The sequence below is a fragment of the Flavobacterium sp. genome (assembly GCF_036405015.1).
Lineage (GTDB): Bacteria > Bacteroidota > Bacteroidia > Flavobacteriales > Flavobacteriaceae > Flavobacterium.
In genome coordinates this window covers 1-25,005 of record NZ_DASWYK010000064.1, presented here as the reverse complement: position 1 = coordinate 25,005, position 25,005 = coordinate 1, and the positions used below count along the sequence as shown (strand labels likewise).

Genomic DNA, 25,005 nt, shown 5'->3' with positions numbered 1-25,005 from the left:
AAAAAAAGTAGTAGATTTAAAATAAATATTTACGCTTTCAAAGCCATTGAACCGATTTTCATGACCATTTCTTCGAAATCATTTCGTGAAACTGCCGCCTTATTTCTAGCTCTCGTACGATAGTTGTAAATTGTACTTAAAGAATAACGTAAAAATGCCGCTATTTTAACACTGTCTGTAATTCCAAGTCTGATTAAAGCAAAAATTCGAAGTTCTGTATTCAATAATTCATTTTGCTTTAAGACGATCTGTTCTTCGGGAATTAACAACGCATTAAAATCTTTTACAAATGTTGGATACAAGTTTAAAAAAATAATATCGAAGTTTTTGTATAATTCTTCTAACTCATTATCAACCAAAGTTGTTGATTTTAAGATTTTATAAATTTCATCAAACTGTTTTGCAGTAGCTTTTTTGTTTAGAATAATTCGATAATTCTCCAGTTTATTGATGTAAGTCGAGCAAAGGCTGAAGAAATGCGCAATATATTCTTCTTTAACCAAATTAGATTCAGACAATTGCAAATTACTTTGCTGTAATTGGTTGTTGGTTTCTGTAATATCTTTGTTTAATTCTGCCAATTTCTGACTGGTTTCATAAAGTTCTGATCGAATTCGCGAAACCTTCTTCATTTGCATATATACGTAAATAATAGCCACCAATAAGAATAACGATAACAAACTGATACAAAGAAGATAAATTTGTAGTTCGCTTTTTCGTTGTGCTTCACGTTCCTGATAAACGGTATTGATTATAGAATATACTTCTGACATCAGTAAAGTTCGAAACTGAACATTGCAGTATAATGCATCTTCAATTGCCGATTGTGTCAACTTGTATGCCATATCTACATCACCAATTTCATAAAAAACCAATGCTAATTCTTGTAACGAAGCGTTATCTTTATTGGCATTTTTAATATCCGAAGTGGCAGAAAGCGCATAATATTTCTTTCTTGCTTCTAAGTCATGTGTAGCTTCTGCAATCTTCCCCAATAAATAGGTTATCATGGCATATTGAGGACTTTCTTCTTTTGTTTTATTTAATAAAACCAATAATTCTTTCTCTGGATTCTTGTATTTTTTATCAATAAAAATATCCTGCTGAATTCTATTAATCCGATATTCAAGTGTATTTTTATCTAAAATATTTAATAACGAATCTCTGTATTTACCAATCTGTTTTCGATATTCGGGACTGTAACTATTCGCCGCATAATGCTCAAAAAACTCTCGATAAGAAATATAATAATTGGGAAGTAAAGAAGTTGTGAGATTGTTTTTATTAATGCTTTTTAAAAGCGCTTCAGATTCGCGATATTTTCCAGACGAAGAATATAAGGTAACTAATTGTAATTGAGCTAAATTAAAAAGCTCTTTATCTTGTAATTCTTCTGCAATTTTAAGATTCTTTTTTACATACTGAATTGACGAATCTGGGTTTAATTTCTGATACTCAAAATAAAGTGTTTTATTGTAATTGTATTCCTGTTCTTTGGTAAGATTGTCTGATTTTAATTTCTTAAAATTAAGAATTCGTTCTTCTTTAATCTTGACATATTGCTGCTTATTTTTTATTGCCTCATTTAATTGTTTTAAAATATCATCTGTACTTCCCAATGCAAAAACCGGAAAGTTTATAATAAAAAGGAACAGAAATAAGTAATAATTTTTCAAGTTGATTTAGTTAATGGATTTACAAATATAACAAAGCGAAAGTATAAAAAGGGAATTATTTCACTGTGGTTAAAATGTACTAAAAACGGGTGCGATTTAGACGGTTGATATAAATAAAACAATCACAAGTGTCGTTTTTCATAAATAAAATGATTTCGATTTGATTGCATTCAAACCGAAATCATTTATAAGAAATGTATTTTTTGAAATTAGATATGTGCTGCAATCGGTGCCGACAGGCAACTTTCAGGAATATCAAAAGCATTTACCAAAGCCACAGCATCTGGACGAATGTCCCAACAAAGCTGATTTACCATTTTACGAACTGCTTTGGTTTTTACTGCTTCCATATAACCATCTTCAAGATACCATGCTTTATTTTTTTCGATTTGCGAAAGCGCATACAATTGGCTTAGTTTCGTTAAAATCGCTTTTGATTGTTCATCTTCTACTTCTTTAATTGCGATTTGAAATTGTTCTAAAACTACTCTTTCCAAATAAGCCTGTGCCACGTCAATCATTTGATGCTGAACCACATTAAAAGCATCATACGCTTCTAAACCACCGTCAACTAATTTTTTAATACGTCTTGCAGCAGAAGCCAAAATTGTTTTTTCTCTATGAATAAAAGCTTGAAGATGAAATTCTCCGTCTAACAAATGCTCGTCTTCTGTTCTGCGAGTTGCAATCGGATTTTTCTCTGTAATGGCAGTTTTAGCATTTTCATAAACATAATTAATGATTCCAAGTGAACCCATTTCTCCAAATGCTTTTCTAAACTCAGACAAACGGTTTTTGGCCACTAATTGCATCAAAACGGTATTATCACCTTCAAAAGTAGTGTAGATTTCTGTATCGTTTTTCAACGCATCAATTCTATTTTCAGACAAATAGCCTTTTCCACCGCATGCTTCACGACATTCTTGTAGAATATCTCTAGTGCTCCAAGTCGAATATGATTTCATTCCAGCCGCAAGAGCTTCGATTTCCTGCATTTCGGCTTCAGTTTTATGTAAAAATCTGTTCGTTAAATATTGAAGCGCAAAGTGAACTGCATAAGTTTTAGCCAAATGAGGCAACAATCTACGTTGATGCATTCTGTAATTTAAAATCGGAACTTCAGAACCTCCTTCTGGTCCAAATTGTCTTCTTTGATCGCTGTAGCGAATGGCAATTGTTAATCCAGATTTAGCTGCAGCTAAAGCCGAACGAGGAATTCCGATTCTTCCTCCTACCAAAGTTCCTAACATGGTAAAAAATCGTCTGTTATCACTCGGAATCGGACTTTCGAATTCGCCTTTATCATTTACAGAAGCAAAGCGATCCAGCATATTTTCTTTCGGAATCACCACATTATCAAAACTAATCGTTCCGTTGTCCACGCCATTTAATCCCATTTTATGACCACAATCGCCAATTGTTACTCCGTTTATCACATTTCCATTCGGATCTCGTAACGGAACCACGAAAGCATTTACGCCATAATCATGATTATCAATAATCAATTTTGCAAAAACAGTTGCCATTTGTCCGTGAACAGCGGCATTTCCGATATATTCTTTTTGAGCATTTTTATTTGGCGTATGAATGGTAAAAGTCTGATCGTTATGATTGTAAGTTGCCGTTGTTTCTAAACCTTTTACGTTTGATCCGTGATGCGTTTCTGTCATAGCAAAACATCCTGGAAGTTTCAGCGAACCAATATCTTTTAAGTATTTAGCATAATGTTTTTCTGTTCCTAAAGATTGAACACTCATTCCCCAAAGTCCGAACTGAACACCAAATTTAATTACCAAACTTAAATCGTGATAACTCAGCGTTTCCATAATGGCAAAATAATCGGCTATGTTTTCTCCGCCACCATATTGCTTTGGATAGGCCATATTTCCGAGATTTTCATCTGCCAGAATTTTACACCATTTGTAAACAGTTTGCCTAAAAACATTAATATCGGTAGAAGTTTCGTAAGCAAATTCAGGTCTTGAAATCACCGATTTTACTTTTCCGATAATGGCAGCTTCTTTTCCATCTAAAATTTGAGTAATTTTCTGAATGTCAAAGCTCGCATCAGTATGAGAATCTGCTGTAAAAGATCCAGCTTTGGTTTTAAAGTTTTGAAGTGCTTCTTCGCCTAAAATTCCTAAATCATTTTCTAATTTTTTAAAATCTGATTCAATTGGCGTTAAGTCCAAATCGTTTCCTGAAAGCGCTTTTGCAATATCAAAAATCGACTTGATAGAAGATTTATCCTGAATACTTTTTTCAATATCCGATTTCCATTGTGTGAGTTCATTTCGCGAAGGCGGATTAGAAATATCTACTTTCGAAAGTAAATATTGCTTTTCTTCTTCAGATAAAACATTTAAGGAATTGATAAACTCTTTTAAAGTAGCAAATTCTTTCTGCGTCAATAAATCATCTGACCACACTAAATAAAATAACGGAGTAAAGGCTTGAAGTTTGGTATTTTTCATATCAATAGATTCAGTTTTTAATAGTTTTTTTTAGCCACGAATTCACGAATTATTATAAAATAAATATTAAAAATTCGTGAATTCGTGGCTATCACTTTTTTCGCTTTATCGCATAAAAAAACAGGAATGAAAAATAATCATTCCTGTTTAAACATCCTGTTAAGATTCTGGTAATTTTCGATTTTAAACCAATAAAAAATATGAAAACTAAGGATTATGAACCTTTGGATATTGTGTTTAATTTCTGCTTTATGGCAAAAATATGATGTGAATTAAAAACTAACACTGCAGCAAAAATAATTCCGTATGCTGTAATTTGTAAAGGCGTAATATTTTCTTTGAAAACAAAGGCTGCCAACCCAAATGCAATCATCGGATTGATGTTTAATAACATTCCAACTGTCGAAGAATTGATTCCGGAAAGCGCGTACAAATTCAGGAAAAGCGGTACAATTGTAAATAAGATTGCGATTGTTTCGATACAGAAATAGAATTTAAATTCCATTGGAACTGGTCCTCCATAAGTTGGGTAAAATGGTACTAAAAACAATGCAGCCAATGTTATATGAAAAGTCAAAACTATAAATTTGTCAAAACCTTTATTGGCACGCTGACTTACTAAATAAGCAGCATAAGTTAATCCAATAATGATACTGAAAAACATGTCCATTATATCGCTGTATGAAAGCAATATACATCCTGAAATACTTAATCCAACTGAAAGCCATTGTGTTTTTAGCAGTTTTTCTTTCAATATGAAATAAGCCAATAAAGTTGTTAGAATTGGGCAAACCAAATAAGCCAAAGACGCTGCTTTAACGCTAACATGATTTACTACATAAATAAAAGTAAACCAATTTCCCATCAAAAAAGCACTTCCGCCGATATTCAATAAAATTGATTTTCTTTTTTCTGATTTTGATAAAGCACTGAAAATAGCAATTGTTTCTTTTATTTGTTTTCTTTTGAAGAGAAAAGCAATTAAAAGCATCAAAATAGCACAGCTAAAAACACGGAAAAATAAAATATCCAATGAAGGATAATCATGAATTGGCTTTAAAACCAAACTGAAAAGTCCCCATGTAATAAAGGCTGAAATCGCCGCAATATAATACTTTGTTGTTTTCACAAAATGTGTTTTGAATTTGTTTTCTTTTGATGAAGCAAATTTCCAAAAAATAAAATAGCAATACAGATACAGTTTTTGTAAATTGCAGCATAACAGTTTTTATTTTTTTATGAAAAATTCTAATTACTTATATCTTCAATTTGCTGACCGTATCGAGAAACAGATCAAATCTGGACTTTTAAATGTGGGTGATAAACTGCCTTCTATTCGTGAAGTCTGTGCCGAAACGGGTTACAGCATGAGTACAGTAAGCAAGGCATATTACGAAGTTGAAAGTCGTTCTTTGATCGAATCAAGACCACAATCTGGCTATTATGTAAGTAACATTTCGGCTCGAATAATTCCTGAACCATCGGCAAGTAATCCAATTTTAACGGTTGAAAATATCGAACGTGAGGATCTGATTGATTTGGTTTATGGCGATATGCGCAAAAAAGACCTTACTATGCTTTCGCTTGGTTTTCCTTCTAATGAATTGCTTCCAATTGCAAAATTGAATAAAGGAATGGTGCAGGCCATGCGGCAATTACCGAACAGCGGAACAAGTTACGAGGAAATTCAAGGAAACAGTAATTTACGTAAAGAAATTGCACGTTGGTCATTTACTTGGGGTGGCTCTTTTACTGAAGAAGACATTATTACAACCCCAGGCTGTATCTCTGCCATTTCGGATTGTTTACTGACTTTGACAAAACCAGGAGATACTATTGTTACCGAAAGCCCTGTTTATTTTGGTATTCTGCAATTGGCCAGATCTTTGGGCTTGTATGTAATGGAACTTCCAACAAACATGACTACCGGAATAGAACTGGAAGCTTTAAAGAAAACACTTTCTTCTAATAAAATAAAAGCTTGTGTTTTGATGAGTAATTTCAGTAATCCGTCAGGAAGTATGATGCCAAATGAACATAAAAAAGAAATTGTCCGATTGATGGATTTTTATAATGTTCCTTTGATTGAAGATGATATTCACGGCGATTTGTACTTTGGTGCAAGTCGTCCAACAACCTGTAAGACTTACGACGAAAGCGGGATTGTTCTTTTCTGCAGTTCGGTTTCTAAAACTTTGGCGCCAGGTTATCGTGTTGGCTGGGTTATTCCAGGAAAATTTAAAAAAGAAGTTTTAAGGACGAAATTATATCACACTATTTCAAATACGACAATTACTCATGAAGTTGTGGGAGATTTTTTGAAAAATGGCCGTTATGAAAATCATCTTCGAAAAATTCGCCAGATCTTAAATCGAAATTGCACCAATTATATCAATACAGTTTTAGAATCTTTTCCCGCTGGTACCAAAGTGAGTCAGCCGCAAGGTGGCTTTTTTCTTTGGGTTGAAATGGACAAAAAAATTGATACGGTAGCTTTTTATCATTTGGCTTTAAAACACAATATTAGTATTGCTCCAGGAAGGATTTTTTCGTTTCAGGATCAATTTTCTAATTGTATGCGATTGAGTTTTGGTCTGCCTTGGACAAATGAATTGAGAACTGCTATTCAAACATTAGGGAGATTGGCCCATCAACTGTAAAACGCTTATTTTTGTCATTTCGAGGAACGAGAAATCACACTAGTAGCTCAGTAAAGATTGAACACAAACATTGTGGATTTTCGTGTGTGATTTCTCGTTCCTCGAAATGACAAACTCTTAAGTTTATTTTAATAAAAAAACTGGACAGCGCAACTACACACTGTCCAGCCAACTAATTAAAAGAAGACCAAAATTAAATTCTTATAAGACAAAGTAAGCGTCTTTCTCGACTTTCTTAGGTTCGTCGTTTAATTCAAATTCATTCAGAATATCAAATTCGCTTTGATATTCATTCAGCATTTGTTTGATATTTTTTTCAATTGTACCCGCAATAGTGGTAACTGGAGTATCTGTTGGCCTATTTTCGAATGGATCTTGCAAATGAATTGCCATTCTTTCGATCAAAAAGAAAGCTGCTCCAATAGCGGTAATCAACGGAATTGCAAACCAACTCAACACACTTGTTAATCCAAATGGTAATAACAGAATAAACAAACACAGTGTCAATCGAATATACATACTGTAAGTTGTTGGGAAAATCGTGTTTTTAATTCGTTCACATTTCCCCATTTCATCACAAAGCCTTGATAACGTATTATCAATTTCAACTTGTTGATACATGTTGATTTTCTTCTCGTTTTTTGCATTTCTCAAATCTCTTGCATGCAACATTAAAATGGCGTTAGGAACGTTTTGATGGTTTTTGATGTATTTAATTTCTTCATCACTCATCAAACCTTCAAGTGGTTTTATGGCATCTCTTTTTCTTAGAGATTCTCCTAAACTGTAACACCACGCAATTTGTCTTTTGGCAAAATTCTCTTTAAATTCACTGGCTTCAACAGAAAAATCTGGATCTTTATAAAAGGTCAAAACTTGACGAATTAATGTTCTGGAATCGTTTACAACTGCTCCCCAAACAATACGTGCCTCCCACCATCTGTCATAAGCCTGATTCGACTTAAAGGCTAATAATAAGGAAATAATGGTTCCGATCATGGTTGGAATTGCAATCGGAATATCTACGGGAAGATTGATAAAATAATGATGAAAAATTTCAAAAAGTACGGTATAAGCTAATACCAGAACAATTTCTACTTTAATTTTCCCGAGAACGTACTTCATTGGTATTCTTTTCTTTAACAACATATTTTCGGATTTAAATTAAATTTTCTTTTAAGAGACTAAGGGGCTAAGGTTCTAAGGTTCTAAGGCTCTAAGTTTTAAAGAGCTAAAAATTAAAAAACTTAGTACCTCAGATCTCAAACAATCTCTTCATACAATGAAAGAACTGGAAGTCCTAGTTTTTCATTGACATTTTCTTTTTTTACTTTTTTAAATTTGATTTTTTCGCCTTTTCTGGTTTCTACTAGCATATCTATATTATGCTTTGAAATGGCTTCTGATAAAAACGGCGCAACATTTTCGTAATTATCTTCAAAACTTGCAGTCTGACTTACAATTTCAAATGAGAAATTTTCACTTAAATACTGCTGTACATCTTTTACATGAATACTTTTAGTAGAATTTTCAATGTAAAGTGCTTTGCTGAAAACTTCCTTATTAATTTCTGTACTCAAATGCAGAATTGGACATTTTTGATTTCCTGCCAATTGAACCAAATATTGATGGATTTTTTTGGTTTCTTGTTTATAAGAATGTGTCAAAATGACCAATTTTACAGAAAAAGCTTCAATAAGACGTTTAAAAATTGGTGCTGAAAGTCCGTATTGGTTATGGACTTTTAGTTTTGTATTGGGAGTGTGTTCAATAATATATCTGCAAGTTTCCAGAACTTCTTCCTGACTTTTGGTAAGTCCGGATCTCATTTCTCTTAAAAAACTAGAAGTAGAAAAAGTATCCGGTGCTTCTGAAACTAATACTAAAATAATTTCTGATTCAGTATCTTTTGACTGATTCACCGCAGATTTAACAGCTAAGATTGTATCGTCTTTTAAAGTCGTAGGTATAAGAAAATTTTTCATAAGTATACTCTTTTAGTTTATACTTACAAAGTAACTATCAACGAATTAGACCGTTCTTAATCTAAAATTAGAATTTTCTAAGATTAAACATTAGATTTTTTAATGTTTCTTTTCTTAAAGATTATTGTTACGATTGTACCTTTATTTTGTTCCGATTGTACTTGTAGTTCACCTTCATGCATTCTGATAATTTTAGAAGCCAAAGGAAGCCCTAAACCATAACCAATATATTTTGCGGCAATTTTTCCTCTAAAGAAAGGCTCATACAAATGTGGAATATCTTCTGGCGGAATTCCGATACCGATATCATTGATTGTAATCTTAATCGTCTCTGCATTTGCGGAAAGATTTACGAATACTTCATTATTATCAGAATATTTTACACCATTTGTGATAATATTATTGATTGCCAATTCTAACAAAGGTTTGTTGCATGGAAGCAAAAGCAAATTAGAATCTTTTGGTGCAATATCAATTTTGATGCTTACTCGGTTGTCTGGAAAAATTTTGTCCAAATCAGATTTTACATCCAATAATAATTCATCTATTCTGGCTACATCCGATACTTGTTTTTGCCCATCGTAACCCGTTTGAGTTAGTTTTAAAAGACTTTCAGTTAAATTTCCTAATCTCGAAGCCTGGCTGTAAATATTCTGCAAAGACTCTACATATTCTTCTTTTTCTCTTTCTTTAAGAAGCATAATCTCAGCTTCGGCAATAATAGTTGTAATTGGCGTTTTTAATTCGTGAGAAGCATTATTAATAAAATTGGCCTGAATTTCGAAAGAAGTCTCCAATCGATCCAACATATTATTAAAGGTATTCGTTAAATCTGAAATTTCATCCGAATTTTTAACTTCCGGAAGACGATTATGCAAATTAGAAGCACTAATTCTTTTTACTTCTTTCGTAATTCTCGCAACTGGATTGATCACTCGTTTTGCCAAAAAGCGACCTAATAAGAAGGCCAGAATCACAAAACCGATTCCGCCAAAAAGCATAATTTTGACAATATAAACGGTAGTATCTTTTCCTTTTCGGTCTCTTGCGCCCACAATTACCATGTAGCGCTGGCCATTTTCTTCAAAAATTTGTCCTAAATAGTATTTATTATCAATTTCGTAAGAATCTTTTCCCGTACTTAAAATATTGGTGTAAAAAGTATTAGGAAGATTCAGATTGGTATTGTAATCAAAACTGTTATGACTGTTGATTTTTAATACATATTCCTCCTCTTCAATTAGCTCTTCCAAGCCGTTTTTTTGAAGATTTTTATAATATCTGATTTTCTCTGGATCTTTTTGAAAATGAATAGAAGCCACAATTTTTGCCCTATCATCTAAACGTTTTAAAAAGTGGTATCTATTGTTTTCTCTAAATAAAAAAAACACGATGATACACAATAGTGATGTACTAAAGGTAGAAAGAGCAACGTAGTTGAAGGTAATTTTTTTTCTAATATCCATTTTATGGCTTTATAACATAACCTAAACCTTTCATGGTATGAATAAGTTTGGTCTCAAAAGGCTTATCAATCTTTCTTCTTAAATAGGTTATATATACATCTACAACATTGGTATTCATATCAAAATTGATGTCCCAAACATTATCCAGAATCTGATCTCGAGATACAATTCTGCCTGTATTTTTTGCGAGATAGTACAAAAGCTTAAATTCTTTGGCTGTTAAAACAATGTTTTCTCCACTTCTTTTAACTGATTTTGCACGTCCGTTTATTTCTAGATCGCCAATTGTTATGGTATCAATTTTTTCTGTTTCCTGATGTGATCTTCTGTAAAGAGCGTTTACTCTTGCGTCTAGTTCTCCAAATTTAAAAGGTTTTACCAAATAATCATCGGCACCGGCGTTAAGACCCGTAACGATATTTTCTGAAGTTCCTAAAGCTGTCAAAAGTAAAATGGGCACAAAATTTTTAGCTGCGCGAAGTCTTCTGCAAATTTCTATTCCGTTAATGTCCGGAAGCATGACATCTAAAACGACAACATCGAAAGTATAATTATGAATCATCTCAAGAGCGGTTTTACCGTCAAGAGCTACGCTTACTTCATTATTATTTTCGGCAAATCCTTTTCGTAGTATCGATAATAGATTTGGTTCGTCTTCGACTATCAGTAATTTCATCTTGAGAAGTTTGTATATACAACAAAAATAAGAATTGAGTTTCAAAAATAGTACTTATTACGGATAGAAATTTTGATTTAATTATAAACAATTTAATCAATACATAAAAAAGCAGACCTAATAAGTCTGCTTTTTCTTATTTATTTAGGTTTAAAGCCTTTAATTCTTAATTTTTAAAGTTAAAACTCAAAGTTGCACCAAGTCCAAATTGAAAAGTTGAGATATAATCTTCTATTGCAACAGGTCCAACCCAATAACTCCAATAATAACTCTCTCCAACTGCCGCAGACATTGATTGCAAATAAGCGTTAATATTTACAGATACAGCTGAATCTGTTTTGATTTTTACACCACCCTTTATATCCCAAGCAAAATAAGTACCGCTTCCACCCTGAGGTGATTCTACAATACCAACTCCAGCACCTGCTCCCAAAAACGGAAGTAAATTTGATCCTGTATCAAAGTAATGAGTGAAATCTGCTAAAATGAAATTGAAGGCACCTTTATCGTTTGTATTAATCTGGTTTCCTGCCGGACCGTATAAAGGTATTTTTACATCTGCTCTTTGATATTTTAACTCAACTGAGTTATTCGTTGAAAAAAAATACTCAAATCCAGCTCCATATTGAAAACCATCCTCAATTGTTGCAGAATAATTGTTATAATCTAGCTTATCTGAAAAATTATAACCTCCATACAAATTAAGAGAAAATGACCTTGCATCCTGAGCTTGTATCCCTATCGCCGACAGCAATACAACTAATAATAAACTGTACTTTTTCATAAATTTTGGATTTTGTTTGTTAAATGGATTATCAAATTTAATCTTTTTCTTTCAAAAATTGATTTATTTTAGAAAGAAAAAACTTAAAAACAAAAACACAAACATTTGAAAAACAAAACATTAACTAAAAAGTCTCGCCAGCATTCAAATAAAAAGCCTTTGAGTTATTTCCCCAAGCATAATCTAAAACCAAGTTTGTTTTAGTTGCTTTATCAATTAAAATTCGAAGACCAATTCCAGCAGCAGGTTGAATCGATTTAAAAAGTGAAAGATTGGTATCTGAATTACTTGCAGTTACAAAATTGGTAAAAACCGTACCACTCAACAATTGATTACAAGTAATTGGAAATCTAAATTCGGTAGATAAATAAACCAACCCATTCCCTCTAAAAAGACCTTGTGTATAACCTTCCCCACTCCTGCTTCGCTGATCCCAGCCAATTGCAGGCAGATTTAAATACGGAACTTTACCACGAGTCACAAATTGTCCGTATGTCCAAACAGCTAAAATATAATGCGGATTTTTATGCGAAACAGGTATAAAATGCCTGTATTCGGCAAATAAAATGTTACTATAATCCTGATTGTTAAACAAAACAGGATTAAAACGATAGTTGATATTGGCAAACCAACCTCTCGAAGCATTAACCTGATTGTCTCTGGAATCGTAAACCAAATTCAGACTTAGTCCGTTTAGAAAATATTCTGAATTGTCGAATCCATATTTTTGACTGTAATTGTAATGATACGTTAGATTTCCGTTTTCTATATCCAATTCTTTATCCTTAATACTGGAATACCAATCAATGTTGATACCTCCGCCGACATAAAAATTCTTTCGCACTTCAAAAGAAACAGTCTGATGAAACTTGAAATAGTTGTAATCCATATCCTGAGCGATAGAATCGATACTGAAATTTTCTCTTTTACTGTGACGGGGAATAATATCAGTTCCTAAACCATAATTAGGCTGCGAAAAAAGATAAATTCGATAATCACCGCTCAAAAAGATTTTATTATTCTTAAGCAGAATATTGTTTTTAATGTTCACAAGCCATTGATCTTTGAGCGTATAGGTAATTCCAACGTTTGCAATGGAGTATTTATCTTTTTCTTCCTTTCCTTTAAAAGTGTATTGTGCCACTGCTCCAAAAAAAAATCCAGTTGCCGGTTGAGAGCCGATTGCTGGGATTAAAAGGAAGAAATTGTTTTTTGTGGGTTTAACAACTAATGAATTATCCTCTTTTTTAAAGATATCAAAAATGGTTTTTGGTGGACAAATTTCTGAAGTTTTTATTTCCTCTTGCGGAAACATTTTGAATGAAATAAAAAACAATAACCCTAAGATTTTATATGGATAAAAAAAGACATTATTTTTTAAAAAATTCACCATTTAAAAAAGTTTATTTTATTAAAAACCAGCAACACAACGTAAATATAATTCTAATTTACAACATGTTACGAATTAAAATCAGATTTATTACTCCAAAACAAAAAGCCGTTAAATAATTAACGGCTTTTTGCTTTGAATCTATAAAAAACTATTTTGTGATAAACTTTGGATGAATTAAGTTCTCTAAAGAATAAATTTCATCCCATTTTTCCTGTGTGATTAATTTTCTTTCTAAAACAGCAATTTGATGTACACTTTTGTTTGTTTTTAAAGCTTCGCCCGCAATACTGGCACTTTCTTCATAACCAATAATCGGATTTAATTGCGTCACAATTCCGATACTGTTCATCACCATATTATAACAATGATCAACGTTTGCTGTGATTCCGTTAATACATTTATCAATTAAAGTCTGAATTGCATTCGAAAGATAATCTAACGAAGTAAACATCGCAAAAGCAATCACTGGTTCCATTACATTCAATTGCAATTGTCCTGCTTCTGCTGCCATTGTTACGGTTAAATCTTGACCAATTACATAAAAACAAGTCTGATTTACCACTTCTGGAATTACTGGATTCACTTTTCCTGGCATAATAGACGAACCAGGCTGACGCGCTGGCAAATTAATTTCGTTTAAACCTGTTCTTGGTCCAGAACTCAATAAACGTAAATCGTTACAGATTTTAGAGATTTTAACCGCAGAACGTTTTAAAGTTCCCATAATCTGAACATAAGCCCCCGTATCTACCGTTGCTTCAATTAAATCTGGCGAAAGCGTCAATGGAATTCCAACCTCATCAGCTAAATATTTTACGCAGATTTCTGGATAACCTTCTGGAGCATTTACTTTTGTTCCAATTGCCGTTGCGCCCATATTGATTTCCAACAATAACTCCTGAGCATTTTTTAAACGTTGAATATCTTCTCCAATTGTCGTTGCATACGCTTTAAATTCTTGTCCTAAAGTCATGGGAACAGCGTCTTGCAATTGCGTTCTTCCCATTTTTAGAACTTCTTTAAATTCTTCTCCTTTTTTAGCGAAAGCGACTTCCAAACCTGCAAAAGTTTTAATAAAGCTTTCCATTTTCAAATACAAAGCAATTCTAAATGCCGATGGATAAGCGTCATTTGTAGACTGCGAACAGTTTACATGATTATTGGGATGAAGAAACTGGTATTCTCCTTTTTTATGACCTAAATATTCTAATCCGATATTCGCAATTACTTCGTTGGCATTCATGTTTACAGAAGTTCCTGCTCCACCCTGAATTAAATCGCTCACAAATTCTTGATCAAATTTACCAGCAATTACCTGATCGCTTCCATAACAAATGGCTTCTGCCAGTTTCGAATCGATGGCATTACAATCTTTATTTGCCAAAGCGGCTGCTTTTTTCACATAACCTAACGCCTTGATAAACAAAGGTTCTTTTGAAATTGGTATTCCAGTAATATTGAAGTTTTCTACCGCTCTAAAAGTCTGGATTCCGTAATATAAATGATTTGGAATTTCTAATTCTCCCAGAAAATCATGCTCTTTTCTTGTTGGTTCCATATCGTATAATGATGTATTTTAAACTTGAAAATAAGTGTAAAGCTACAGCATTTTAATGAATAAAAAATGACAATGAAATCAAAATCATTTATAATTTATTCAAATTATTTTATAGTAAATTAGTACCTTTTCAACCAAAAAAATTACTGCGAAGAGTTGAAAAAAGAAAGCGAATATTTTCTTGATAAAGAATACAATACGATTATTTACGCCAAAGACGATCTGAATTTTAAGGATTTCGAATGCTGCGTTTTTAATAATTGTAATTTTTCGGCATGTACTTTCTTGGCTGTTACTTTTATTGATTGTGTTTTTAATGATTGTATTTTCAATGAGGCCAAAATTAATTATGTTGCTTTTAGAACTGCAAAATTTAACCGCTGCGAAATTAAAGACGTCAATTTTGCAATGTGCGATAAATTAATATTTGACATCGAATTTAATGACTGTATCTTGGACTTTTCTAAGTTTTACACTCTAAAATTAAAAGGAACATTTTTTACCAACTGTAGTTTAATTTCTGTCGATTTTATGGCAGCAGATTTGACGAATGTAGTATTTTATAATTGTGACTTATATCGTTCTGAATTTTCCAAAGCTATCGCCAACAAAGCCGATTTTAAAACCAGTTTTAATTATACTATCGACCCATCAAAAACTAAATTGAAGAAAGCTGTTTTTTCTTTGAGTGAAGTGAAAGGGTTGTTGTTTAAGCATGATATTATTGTAACGTAGCTTCTTCTAATGATTGGAACGCAGATGAAACGGATTTGCGTTGCAAAACGCTGATAAAAACGGATTTTTTCTCATAACAAAGCATAATTTTTAAAAGGTAAAATAAATGAAAAAACTATCAGTTCTACTTTTTTTAATCTTTCACATAATAACATATTCGCAAAAAGTAACCTCATTTAAAAATATAGGAGTAATTTTTCCAAAAGATTATGATTGTTATCTTTTCGATAATCGTTTTACTCCAACCTCTACTGAAATCAATGAATTAGAAATTTTATTAAATAAAAACATAGAAGCTATCAACACTAGCAAATTCAAACCATTAATTCATAAAAACTTAAAAAAATATAAAAGACAATATATTGGCTTTTACAATGAAAAAGGTGAGAAAATTATTTATGTAAATTTTCTTTGGAATAAAGATTTAAACTCTTCAGAAGAAAAATGGAAAACAGAATGGTACGATGTTGCGGATGGAGGTAGTTATTATTGGAATATAAAATATAATTTAGATAATAAAACTTTCTTTGATTTTCGAGTAAATGGTCTTGGTTAAAGCTTTTTCCCCATCACATAATCCTCCATTAAATAACCGTTTCCAATTTCTATATCAACAGTTTCTTTAATTTCAAAACCTAGTTTTTTATAGAAATTAAAAGCCGTATTAAAGCGATTTACATTTAATAAAAGGTCTTTTGAATTATTTTCCAAAGCCATTTTCCCGATTTCTTCAAAAACTATTTTACCGAAACCTTTTCCTTGTGTTTCTGGTAAAAGATAAATTTTATGAATTTTGGTTACCGCTTCATTTTTGTAATTGTGCTCAATTCCGATAAAACCAATTACAGAATTAGAATCCGAAATTAAATAGAACAATTGTTCTTTATTCTGAATTTGCTTTGATAAAGCTTCATCAGAATAAATTAAATCTAACATATATTCTAATTGCTCTGTCGTTAAAATTTCGCCATACGTAATTGGCCAAGTTATGTGTGCAATCTCTTGAATTTTAGCAATATCTTCAATCGATGCTTCTGTAATTTGAATCATATTATTTTGTAAAAACTTGATTTTCCTGTTCGCTTACGCGGATGAAAGTGGTTCGTTTTGTGAGTTCTTTTAATCTGGAAGCTCCAACATAAGTACAAGTGCTTCTTATTCCGCCTAAAATATCTAAAACAGTGTGAATCACATCGCCTTTAAACGGAACTTGAACTGTTTTTCCTTCGCTTGCTCTATATTCTGCAACGCCTCCTGAATGTTTATCCATTGCTGTTTTGGAACTCATTCCGTAAAATTGTTTGAATTTCTCTCCTTTTATTTCGATTAGTTCACCGCCGCTTTCGGTATGTCCAGCAAGCATTCCGCCTAACATTACAAAATCGGCTCCTGCGCCAAAAGCTTTGGCAACGTCCCCAGGAGTTGTACAGCCACCGTCGCTTATAATGTGTCCGCCTAATCCGTGCGCGGCATCCGCACATTCGATAATAGCAGAAAGTTGCGGATAACCTACTCCCGTTTTTACGCGAGTTGTACAGACAGAACCTGGGCCAATTCCGACTTTAACGATATCAGCGCCAGCTAAAAGTAGTTCTTCGGTCATTTCGCCTGTAACGACGTTTCCTGCGATAATTATTTTATCTGGATATTGTTGACGAGTCTGTTTTAAAAACTGAACAAAATGCTCTGAATAGCCATTTGCCACATCAATGCAAATAAATTTTAACTGAGAATTTGATGCGATAATCTGTTTTACTTTTTCAAAATCTTCTTTTCCTGTTCCTGTGCTAACTGCAATATAATCGTAGAAATCTGGACTGACGTTTTTCAAGAAATTATTCCATTCTTCTAAAGTATAATGTTTATGAATCGCCGTAAAGAGCTTTTCTCCTGCCAAAACCTTTGCAATTTCAAAAGTTCCAACAGTATCCATATTAGCTGCCATAATCGGAATTCCTGTCCAGCTTGAAGTACTGTGCAAAAACTTGAAATTTTGTTCTAAACTAACTTCAGATCTACTTCTTAACGTTGATCTTTTAGGTCTAAACATTACATCTTTAAATCCTAATTTCAGGTCCATTTCTATTCTCATAGTTCGAGATTTTGGTTACTCTCAAATGTACGGAATTTTAGATTTTAGATTGCTGATTTTAGATTAACAAAAGGCTGAACTTGTGAACAATTTAAGCTTTTGATTTGCTTTAAAATTTCACAGAGATTCACAAAAGATAACGCAAAGATTCACAAAGCAAACTGAAAACTGTGACTTCGACTGAACACTAAAAACTACCCGTGAATCGTCTCGCCTTTTCCGTAATTGGTAATGATAGATTCTTCAAATGCCAACCATTCTCTCCAACGTTTCTCAACATCGATTCCTGTTCCGTATTTACGAGCGTAAGTTATGAATGTGGTGTAATGTCCTGCTTCGCTTTCCATTAATTCTCTATAAAAAAGAGCTAATTCTTCGTCTTTAATATTTTCAGAAAGCACTTTAAAACGTTCGCAACTTCTAGCTTCGATCATTGCTGAAAATAATAATCTTTCCACAAGACCAGAAACACGGCTTCCGTCTCCGCTTTTTTTCATGTATTGGTATAGTTCGTTTACGTAATCGTCTTTACGCTCGCGTCCTAGTTTTAATCCTCTTTTGATGATGATATTATGAACTTGCTCAAAATGATCGATTTCTTCTTTGGCTAAAGCCAATAAATCTTTCACCAAATCTTGGTGTTCAGAGTTATTCGTAATAATCGTAATCGCATTTGTTGCTGCTTTCTGCTCACACCAAGCGTGATCTGTTAAGATTTCTTCAATGTTTTTCTCAACAATATTTACCCATCTTGGGTCGGTTGGCAATTGTAATCTTAATACGCCCATAGTCTTTTTTGTTTGTTTTGTTGTATTTGTTTCAGGTTTCAGGTTCTATTAGGAACGAAAAAAGTTTAAAGTTTTGTTCTGCGTATTTTTTACGCGTCGCAAAACTTTAAACTTGAAACCTTAAACTTTAAACTAATTTAGTACGCGAAGATTGGTCTTTCGCTCATTAATTCGTTTACTTCTTCAGCAACTTGTTCGATAAGATCTTCGTTTGTATGATCTGTAAGAACTTTATCGATTAAAGCTACGATAGTTTCCATATCTTTTTCAACTAAACCACGAGTTGTGATTGCAGCTGTTCCAACACGAATTCCAGACGTGATAAATGGAGATTTATCGTCAAAAGGAACCATGTTTTTGTTTACTGTAATTTCAGCTTTTACTAATGCATTTTCAGCTTCTTTACCAGAAATATTTTTATTTCTTAAGTCAATAAGCATCATGTGGTTATCAGTTCCGCCAGAGATGATGTTGTAACCTCTTTTTACGAAAGCATCAGCCATTGCATTTGCATTTTTTTGTAATTGCATTGCATAAGTAAAGAACTCATCTTTAAGTGCTTCACCAAAAGCAACCGCTTTAGCAGCAATAATGTGCATTAAAGGTCCACCTTGATTTCCTGGAAAAACAGCTAAATCCAATAAAGAAGACATCATTCTGATTTCTCCTTTTGGAGTTGTTAATCCTTGTGGATTTGGGAAATCTTTCCCCATTAAAATAAGACCTCCACGCGGTCCTCTTAATGTTTTGTGTGTTGTTGTAGAAACAATATGACAATGCGGAATTGGATCGCTTAATAATCCTTTTGCAATTAAACCTGCAGGGTGAGAAATATCTGCAAATAAGATTGCTCCTACGCTGTCAGCAATTTGTCTGAAACGAGCAAAATCCATATCACGAGAATAAGCAGAAGCACCAGCGATGATTAATTTTGGCTGTTCTTTAGTTGCAATTTCTTGAATTTTATCATAATCTAAACGACCAGTTTCAGCATCTACACCGTAAAAAACTGGACGGTATAAACGACCTGAAAAGTTTACAGGAGAACCGTGAGTTAAGTGACCTCCGTGAGATAAATCGAAACCTAAAATAGTATCACCAGGATTTAAACATGCGTGGTAAACTGCAGTGTTTGCCTGAGAACCTGAGTGAGGCTGTACGTTTGCATATTCAGCTCCAAATAATTCTTTAGCTCTGTCAATTGCAATCTGCTCAATAACGTCAACTACTTCGCAACCGCCGTAGTATCTTTTGCCAGGATATCCCTCAGCATATTTGTTAGTTAAAACAGACCCAGCTGCCTGCATTACTTCATCACTTACAAAATTTTCTGAAGCGATAAGCTCTAGTCCGTGAATTTGTCTTTCTTTTTCCTCCTGGATAAGATCAAAAATTTGTTCGTCGCGTTGCATTTTTATGTTTTTCGTTAATTTCACGCAAAAATACAAAAAAACGTTTGTCAAACTGCTAGATTATGATATATTTGACATGTAATTTTTCAACAAATAATTAACATTAAACATGCCTATAACCGCCAACGATACCAGTAGAAAATCATGGTTAGAAGTGCCAGAAAATAGCGACTTCCCTATTCAGAATATTCCTTTTGGCGTGTTTCTTACCAAAGAAAATGTCGTTACCGTAGGAACACGAATCGGTGATTACGCCATAGATTTAGGGGCTTTACAACAATTAAACTATTTTGAAGGAATAGAATTAACCGATGATATGTTTATGCAGGATACGCTAAATGATTTTATTTCTGACGGAAAAAAAACATGGCGTCTGGTTCGAAATCGTATCGCTGAGATCTTTGACGAAACCAATCCGCAATTAAGAGATTCAACAAAACACCGAGATATTGTTATATTTAAGATAGAAGATGTAGAAATGCAATTACCAGTTTTAATTGGTGATTATACAGACTTTTATTCTAGTAAAGAACACGCTACAAACGTAGGTAAAATGTTCCGTGATCCTGAGAATGCTTTACTACCAAACTGGCTTCACATTCCAGTTGGATACCACGGAAGAAGTTCTACAATTGTACCATCAGGAATTCCAGTTCACAGACCAATGGGACAAACGTTACCAAATGGTCACGACACACCTGTTTTTGGTGCTTCACGTTTAGTAGATTTTGAATTGGAAACGGCTTTTATTACTACAGATGTAAATGTAATGGGCGAAAACATTCCAACTTATGAAGCTGAAGATTATATTTTCGGAATGGTTTTATTGAACGACTGGAGCGCTCGTGATATTCAGAAATGGGAATATGTACCTCTTGGACCATTCTTGGCTAAAAACTTTGCAACTTCAATTTCACCTTGGATTGTGACTATGGATGCTTTGGAGCCTTTTAGAACAAAAGGACCAAAACAAGATCCTGCACCGCTTCCTTATTTACAAACAAAAGGGAAAAAAGCTTTTGATATTCATTTGGAAGTATCTTTAAAACCTGAAGATCAAGAAGAAACTGTTATTTCAAAATCAAACTTCAAATATTTATATTGGTCAATGAGCCAGCAATTAGCACATCATACTTCAAACGGATGTCGTGTAAACTCTGGTGACATGATGGGTTCTGGAACTATTTCTGGTCCAACTCCTGATAGTTTTGGTTCTATGTTGGAACTAACTTGGGGCGGTAAAAATCCTTTGAAGTTAAATGACGGAAGCGAACGTAAATTTATTGAAGATAACGATACTGTAATCATTCGTGGTTTCTGTGAAAATGCCGAAGTACGAATTGGATTTGGAGAAGTTTCAAGTCAACTTTTACCTCCTTTTATTAGACAATGAAGAGAAGATAGTATACATTAATAAAAAAGCTTGTTAGAATGAACTAACAAGCTTTTTTATTTAAGAAATTATCTAAAGTTTTATTTCTCGCAGATTTAAAAATTTAAGCAGATTCCGCGGATTATTCTAACATACTATTCAAAAAAAATCTGCGTGAAACAAAAAATAAAGAAATAGCTATTCCAAAACTACCTTCACCCAAACCAAACGATGATCTGAGCTTGATTCGCGTTTTTCTACTAATGTCTCCATTGGTTCGCCTTTTGCAGGCCAGAACACACCACTGTTAACAACCTTAAATCCAAGTTTGGATGGTAATACATAGTCAGCACGCATTCTCCAAAAAGCAGTATGATTAATTCCAAAAGGGTTTTCAGGACTATATTCTGCACCTCCTTTGCTCGCAGGCGTAAAATCACTATTAATTTTCGGACTCTCTATTAAAGACTTTATACCTTCTCTAATAGCATCTCCTTCAACTGGCGAAGCGTTTTGATCTCCCAATATAACAAATCGAGAATTTGACGGCAAACCACCTTTTATCCCTTTATCATCATAAATATATGAAGCTGAATTATCTGAGATATAATCTTTCCAGAATCGAATTTCATCATGATTTCTTTTCCCATTACGATCTTCAGCACCATCAAAAGTAGGAGGAGTTGGATGACTAACTAAAACATGAATTGTTTGATTGTTAATCTGAACTGGAACATCCCAGTGAGATTTTGAAGATAATGGAAATTCATTCCATGCTTTCTTGCTGTACCAATCTGATCCATCTGCTTTTTTGGTAAGTAAAGCTCCTGGCATATCTTTCCATTTAAAATGTTGAAAAGTACGAATCGCATTAACATCAATAGGATATTTCGATAAAAGCATCATCCCGTATTGTCCAGGATAATTACCAAATCCCCAAGCATCATTTGCAAAACTACTCAACTTCCCATCATTGTTCAAATCGTAAGGACTTGGCTGCCCCGTATTCACTGTTGAATAATAGTAATAAGGATAATCAATTGCTGATGCTCCACCTTGACCTACATTCAAATAATTTTTAATAAATGCCTTTACACCAAGTTCAGGATCTTTAATGTAATCAAATTCGTTTAGCAGAATAACGTCTGGTCTAACGGTTTGAATAATCTGTGCAATATTTTTGATTTGAGCATTATGCCCCGAACTAAGCTGTTGAATCAATAGCTGCTCTGATTTTCCCATTGCTCCTTTGGGAGAATAATTATCCGATTCCATACTTACATTGTAGGTAGCAAATGTAAGTTCATTTTTTTCTTGTGAATCAGACTGTGAAAAAAGGACTCCGGAAGAAAGCACGGAAAGGATAAAAAGTATCTTCTTCATATAAAATTAAATCTGCATTTCTGCATTGTTGACTATACGAATATAAGAAGGTTGTCGCGACACGTAGCAAATCTCTTTGTTAAATATGCGTCAAAAAAAAGCTGTCACTAAAAGTGACAGCTTTAATAACATAAGAAAATCTCTGTATATCAGACATTTTTATCACAGATTAAGATGGTCAAAATAATTTCCCTCTAACTTGTGACTACTATTTTTATGCAGGAATCTGCTGACTTAAACAATGCAAGGTTCCGAATCCCCAGATGAAATCAATACAGCTAATACCTATTACTTCACGATCTGGGAAACATTCTACTAAAATATTCAAAGCAACACGATCATTGCTGTCATTGAATGTTGGCACTAAAACACAATTATTCAAAATCAAGAAATTAGCGTAACTTGCTGGTAAACGTAAATCTTCAAAATCAACACGTTTTGGCATTGGCAATGCTACAATTACAGGCGATTTTCCGTTTTCTAATTTTGCATTCTGAAGACGTTTCAAATTATCCTGTAATGGCTTGTAATTTGAATCGTTTTTATCGGTTTCAACAATCGTTACAATCGTATCTTCATTTACAAATCGGCATAAATCGTCGATGTGTCCATGTGTGTCATCACCTTCGATTCCGTCACCTAACCAAATTACATTGGTAACGCCAAGATATTCTTTAAAAACAGCTTCGTAATCTTCTTTCGTAAAACCAGCATTTCTTACTTGAATTGTTGGATGCATCAAGCACTCCTCAGAAGTTAATAAAGTTCCTTTTCCGTTTACATCAATTGCACCACCTTCCACAATTACAGGTTTTCCCTTATACATTACTTGCGTTAAAGGAACATCAATAAAATCAGCAATTTTACCTGGAACAAATTTATCTAATTGATAGTTTTTATATTTTGCCCAACCATTAAAATTAAAGTTTAAAGCTTCTCTTTTAGAGCCGTTTTTTACAATAATCGGTCCTGAGTCACGCATCCAGCTTCTGTTGGTTTTATGAATAATAAAAGAAATATTTTCAAGCTTTACGCGAGCTCTTTCAAGCATATCTGCAACTTTTTCTTTTAGTTTTTCATCGGCTACCACTAAAAAAACGGTTTCAAAAGTGGCTACTTTTTTAATAAACTCTACAAAAGCCCATTGAACTGCTTCATATTTTCCTGGCCAATCGTTACCATTATGCGGAAAACACAATACAATTCCTTGTTGCTTTTCCCACTCTGCCGGAAATCTTCTATTATTTGTTGACATAAATTCGTTCTAATTTAGAAAGTGCAAAGATAAGCATTCGTTAGGATTATAAAACATTTGAGTGAAATTCGTACATAATTTCACAAATAATATCCTGCAAAATTTAAGTTAAAGATTTCATAATGCATCCTTAATATTTAACAGAAAGCTCAGAATTACTTTTGCCGAAACTAAAAACTAACACATGAAAAAATTATCAATCTCATTAATGGCTGCCCTTTTGATCTTGGCAAGCTGTAATAATGATGAAAAAAACAACGAACCAGAATTTTCTGTTAACGAGAATCCAGGAACTTTTAAAGAAATTGGTTCTATCACTATTGGTGGAGAAGCTGCTGCTGAAATTTCTGCTTACTGCGAAAAAACAAAAAGATTATTTACAGTAAACAATAGCGGTGTAAACCAAATTGATGTTATTGATATTGCTGACCCTACTAAACCAATGAAAATTGGAAAAATTGATTTAGCATCTTATGAAGGTGCTGCAAACAGTGTTTCTGTTTTTGACGGAAAATTAGCTGTTGCTTTAGAATCTACTGCAAATAAACAAGCAAACGGAAAAGTAGTTGTTTTTAATACTTCTGATTACAGTTTAATCAAACAAGTTACTGTTGGAGCTTTGCCAGATATGGTAACTTTTTCTCCTGATGGAAAATATATTATGACTGCTAACGAAGGAGAACCAAATACAGATTATACACAAGATCCAAACGGAACTATTTCTATTATCGAAACTAGCACTTATACTGTTACAACTTTAGATTTCGCTTCGTTTGCAAGTCAGGCAGCTGCTTTAGCAAAAGATGGATTTAGAATTTCTAAATTTGCTAAAACTAGTTTTGCTCAAGATATCGAGCCAGAATACATCACTATTTCTGACGATTCTAAAACGGCTTGGGTAACTTTACAAGAAAACAACGGTGTTGCAAAAGTTGATTTGACTTCTAAAACTATTACTGCTATTTATCCTTTAGGTTTAAAAGATTACAATACTGCTGAAAACGCAATTGATGTAAGTGACAGTGATGATAAAATTGCTTTCAATCCTTGGAAAGTAAAAGGACTTTATATGCCGGATGCTATTACTCATTATACAGTAAATAATGTTCCATATTTTGTAACTGCTAACGAAGGTGATGCAAGAGAATACAACGCTTATTCTGATGTTAAGCGTATGAAAAGCTTGAAATTGGATGCAACAGTTTTTCCAGATGCAGCTGCTTTAAAATTAGATCCTAGCATGGGAAGATTAAATCTAGTTGCTGATATGGGAGATACAGACGGTGATGGAGATTT

General features: G+C 33.2%; 21 protein-coding genes. 5 read left to right on the top strand and 16 right to left on the bottom strand.

The features are described from left to right. Positions 1–29 precede the first annotated feature (29 nt). The 3 genes from VGE71_RS05255 to VGE71_RS05245 form a co-directional block, all read right to left on the bottom strand. On the bottom strand, positions 30–1,676 hold the full coding sequence (locus VGE71_RS05255) for a DUF6377 domain-containing protein (RefSeq protein ID WP_331137360.1): 1,647 nt from the start codon (positions 1,674–1,676) through the stop codon (positions 30–32). A gap of 209 nt (positions 1,677–1,885) precedes the next feature. Continuing rightward, positions 1,886–4,150: an acyl-CoA dehydrogenase gene (locus VGE71_RS05250; protein ID WP_331137359.1), complete on the bottom strand. Its 2,265-nt coding sequence runs from the start codon at positions 4,148–4,150 to the stop codon at positions 1,886–1,888. 214 nt (positions 4,151–4,364) lie between these two features. Further along, positions 4,365–5,279, bottom strand: a complete 915-nt coding sequence (locus VGE71_RS05245) for an EamA family transporter (protein ID WP_331137358.1) — start codon at positions 5,277–5,279, stop codon at positions 4,365–4,367. A 109-nt stretch (positions 5,280–5,388) separates the two neighbouring features. Here VGE71_RS05245 and VGE71_RS05240 point away from each other — a divergent pair, with 109 nt between their 5' ends. After that, complete coding sequence (locus VGE71_RS05240; protein WP_331137357.1) at positions 5,389–6,810, top strand: PLP-dependent aminotransferase family protein; 1,422 nt, start codon at positions 5,389–5,391, stop codon at positions 6,808–6,810. Positions 6,811–7,011: 201 nt separating this feature from the next. Here the strand turns inward: VGE71_RS05240 and VGE71_RS05235 are convergent, their stop codons facing one another. From VGE71_RS05235 to aspA, 7 genes are all read right to left on the bottom strand, one after another. Beyond that, on the bottom strand, positions 7,012–7,959 hold the full coding sequence (locus VGE71_RS05235; protein WP_331137356.1) for a bestrophin family protein: 948 nt from the start codon (positions 7,957–7,959) through the stop codon (positions 7,012–7,014). 113 nt (positions 7,960–8,072) lie between these two features. Further along, entirely contained in the window at positions 8,073–8,795 is a 723-nt protein-coding gene (locus tag VGE71_RS05230; protein WP_331137355.1) for a hypothetical protein, read from the bottom strand. 83 nt (positions 8,796–8,878) lie between these two features. Next, entirely contained in the window at positions 8,879–10,261 is a 1,383-nt protein-coding gene (locus VGE71_RS05225; protein WP_331137354.1) for a HAMP domain-containing sensor histidine kinase, read from the bottom strand. Position 10,262: 1 nt separating this feature from the next. After that, complete coding sequence (locus VGE71_RS05220; protein WP_331137353.1) at positions 10,263–10,937, bottom strand: response regulator transcription factor; 675 nt, start codon at positions 10,935–10,937, stop codon at positions 10,263–10,265. A gap of 166 nt (positions 10,938–11,103) precedes the next feature. After that, entirely contained in the window at positions 11,104–11,721 is a 618-nt protein-coding gene (locus VGE71_RS05215; protein WP_331137352.1) for an outer membrane beta-barrel protein, read from the bottom strand. A 124-nt stretch (positions 11,722–11,845) separates the two neighbouring features. Beyond that, positions 11,846–13,036: a BamA/TamA family outer membrane protein gene (locus VGE71_RS05210; RefSeq protein WP_331137351.1), complete on the bottom strand. Its 1,191-nt coding sequence runs from the start codon at positions 13,034–13,036 to the stop codon at positions 11,846–11,848. Positions 13,037–13,262: 226 nt separating this feature from the next. Then, positions 13,263–14,672: an aspartate ammonia-lyase gene (gene aspA / locus VGE71_RS05205; protein ID WP_331137350.1), complete on the bottom strand. Its 1,410-nt coding sequence runs from the start codon at positions 14,670–14,672 to the stop codon at positions 13,263–13,265. 156 nt (positions 14,673–14,828) lie between these two features. On the opposite strand from aspA, the gene VGE71_RS05200 reads away from it, so the two are divergent. Further along, positions 14,829–15,407, top strand: coding sequence for a pentapeptide repeat-containing protein (locus VGE71_RS05200; RefSeq protein WP_331137349.1), 579 nt, complete (start codon positions 14,829–14,831; stop codon positions 15,405–15,407). A 106-nt stretch (positions 15,408–15,513) separates the two neighbouring features. Further along, positions 15,514–15,963, top strand: a complete 450-nt coding sequence (locus tag VGE71_RS05195; RefSeq protein WP_331137348.1) for a hypothetical protein — start codon at positions 15,514–15,516, stop codon at positions 15,961–15,963. On the opposite strand, the gene VGE71_RS05190 is transcribed toward VGE71_RS05195, so the two are convergent. From VGE71_RS05190 to glyA, 4 genes are all read right to left on the bottom strand, one after another. Further along, entirely contained in the window at positions 15,960–16,457 is a 498-nt protein-coding gene (locus VGE71_RS05190) for a GNAT family N-acetyltransferase (protein ID WP_331137347.1), read from the bottom strand. The genes VGE71_RS05195 and VGE71_RS05190 overlap by 4 nt on opposite strands. Position 16,458: 1 nt before the next feature. Further along, positions 16,459–17,499: a GMP reductase gene (locus tag VGE71_RS05185; protein ID WP_331137346.1), complete on the bottom strand. Its 1,041-nt coding sequence runs from the start codon at positions 17,497–17,499 to the stop codon at positions 16,459–16,461. Between the two features lie 194 nt (positions 17,500–17,693). Further along, positions 17,694–18,287, bottom strand: coding sequence for a tRNA-(ms[2]io[6]A)-hydroxylase (locus tag VGE71_RS05180; protein WP_132079980.1), 594 nt, complete (start codon positions 18,285–18,287; stop codon positions 17,694–17,696). 137 nt (positions 18,288–18,424) lie between these two features. Then, the gene (gene glyA, locus VGE71_RS05175; protein ID WP_331137345.1) at positions 18,425–19,699 is read right to left on the bottom strand and encodes a serine hydroxymethyltransferase; all 1,275 of its coding nucleotides are present in this window, start codon (positions 19,697–19,699) and stop codon (positions 18,425–18,427) included. A 109-nt stretch (positions 19,700–19,808) separates the two neighbouring features. Here glyA and fahA point away from each other — a divergent pair, with 109 nt between their 5' ends. Continuing rightward, complete coding sequence (gene fahA, locus VGE71_RS05170; protein ID WP_331137344.1) at positions 19,809–21,092, top strand: fumarylacetoacetase; 1,284 nt, start codon at positions 19,809–19,811, stop codon at positions 21,090–21,092. A gap of 177 nt (positions 21,093–21,269) precedes the next feature. Here the strand turns inward: fahA and VGE71_RS05165 are convergent, their stop codons facing one another. Both VGE71_RS05165 and VGE71_RS05160 read right to left on the bottom strand, forming a co-directional pair. Next, positions 21,270–22,454: an endonuclease/exonuclease/phosphatase family protein gene (locus VGE71_RS05165; RefSeq protein WP_331137343.1), complete on the bottom strand. Its 1,185-nt coding sequence runs from the start codon at positions 22,452–22,454 to the stop codon at positions 21,270–21,272. Between the two features lie 214 nt (positions 22,455–22,668). Continuing rightward, a complete protein-coding gene (locus VGE71_RS05160; protein WP_331137342.1) occupies positions 22,669–23,709 on the bottom strand; it encodes an agmatine deiminase family protein in 1,041 nt (346 codons plus the stop codon). A 184-nt stretch (positions 23,710–23,893) separates the two neighbouring features. Between VGE71_RS05160 and VGE71_RS05155 the strand changes: the two genes are divergently transcribed. Next, a partial coding sequence (locus VGE71_RS05155) for a choice-of-anchor I family protein (protein ID WP_331137341.1) occupies positions 23,894–25,005 on the top strand: 1,112 nt, incomplete at its 3' end.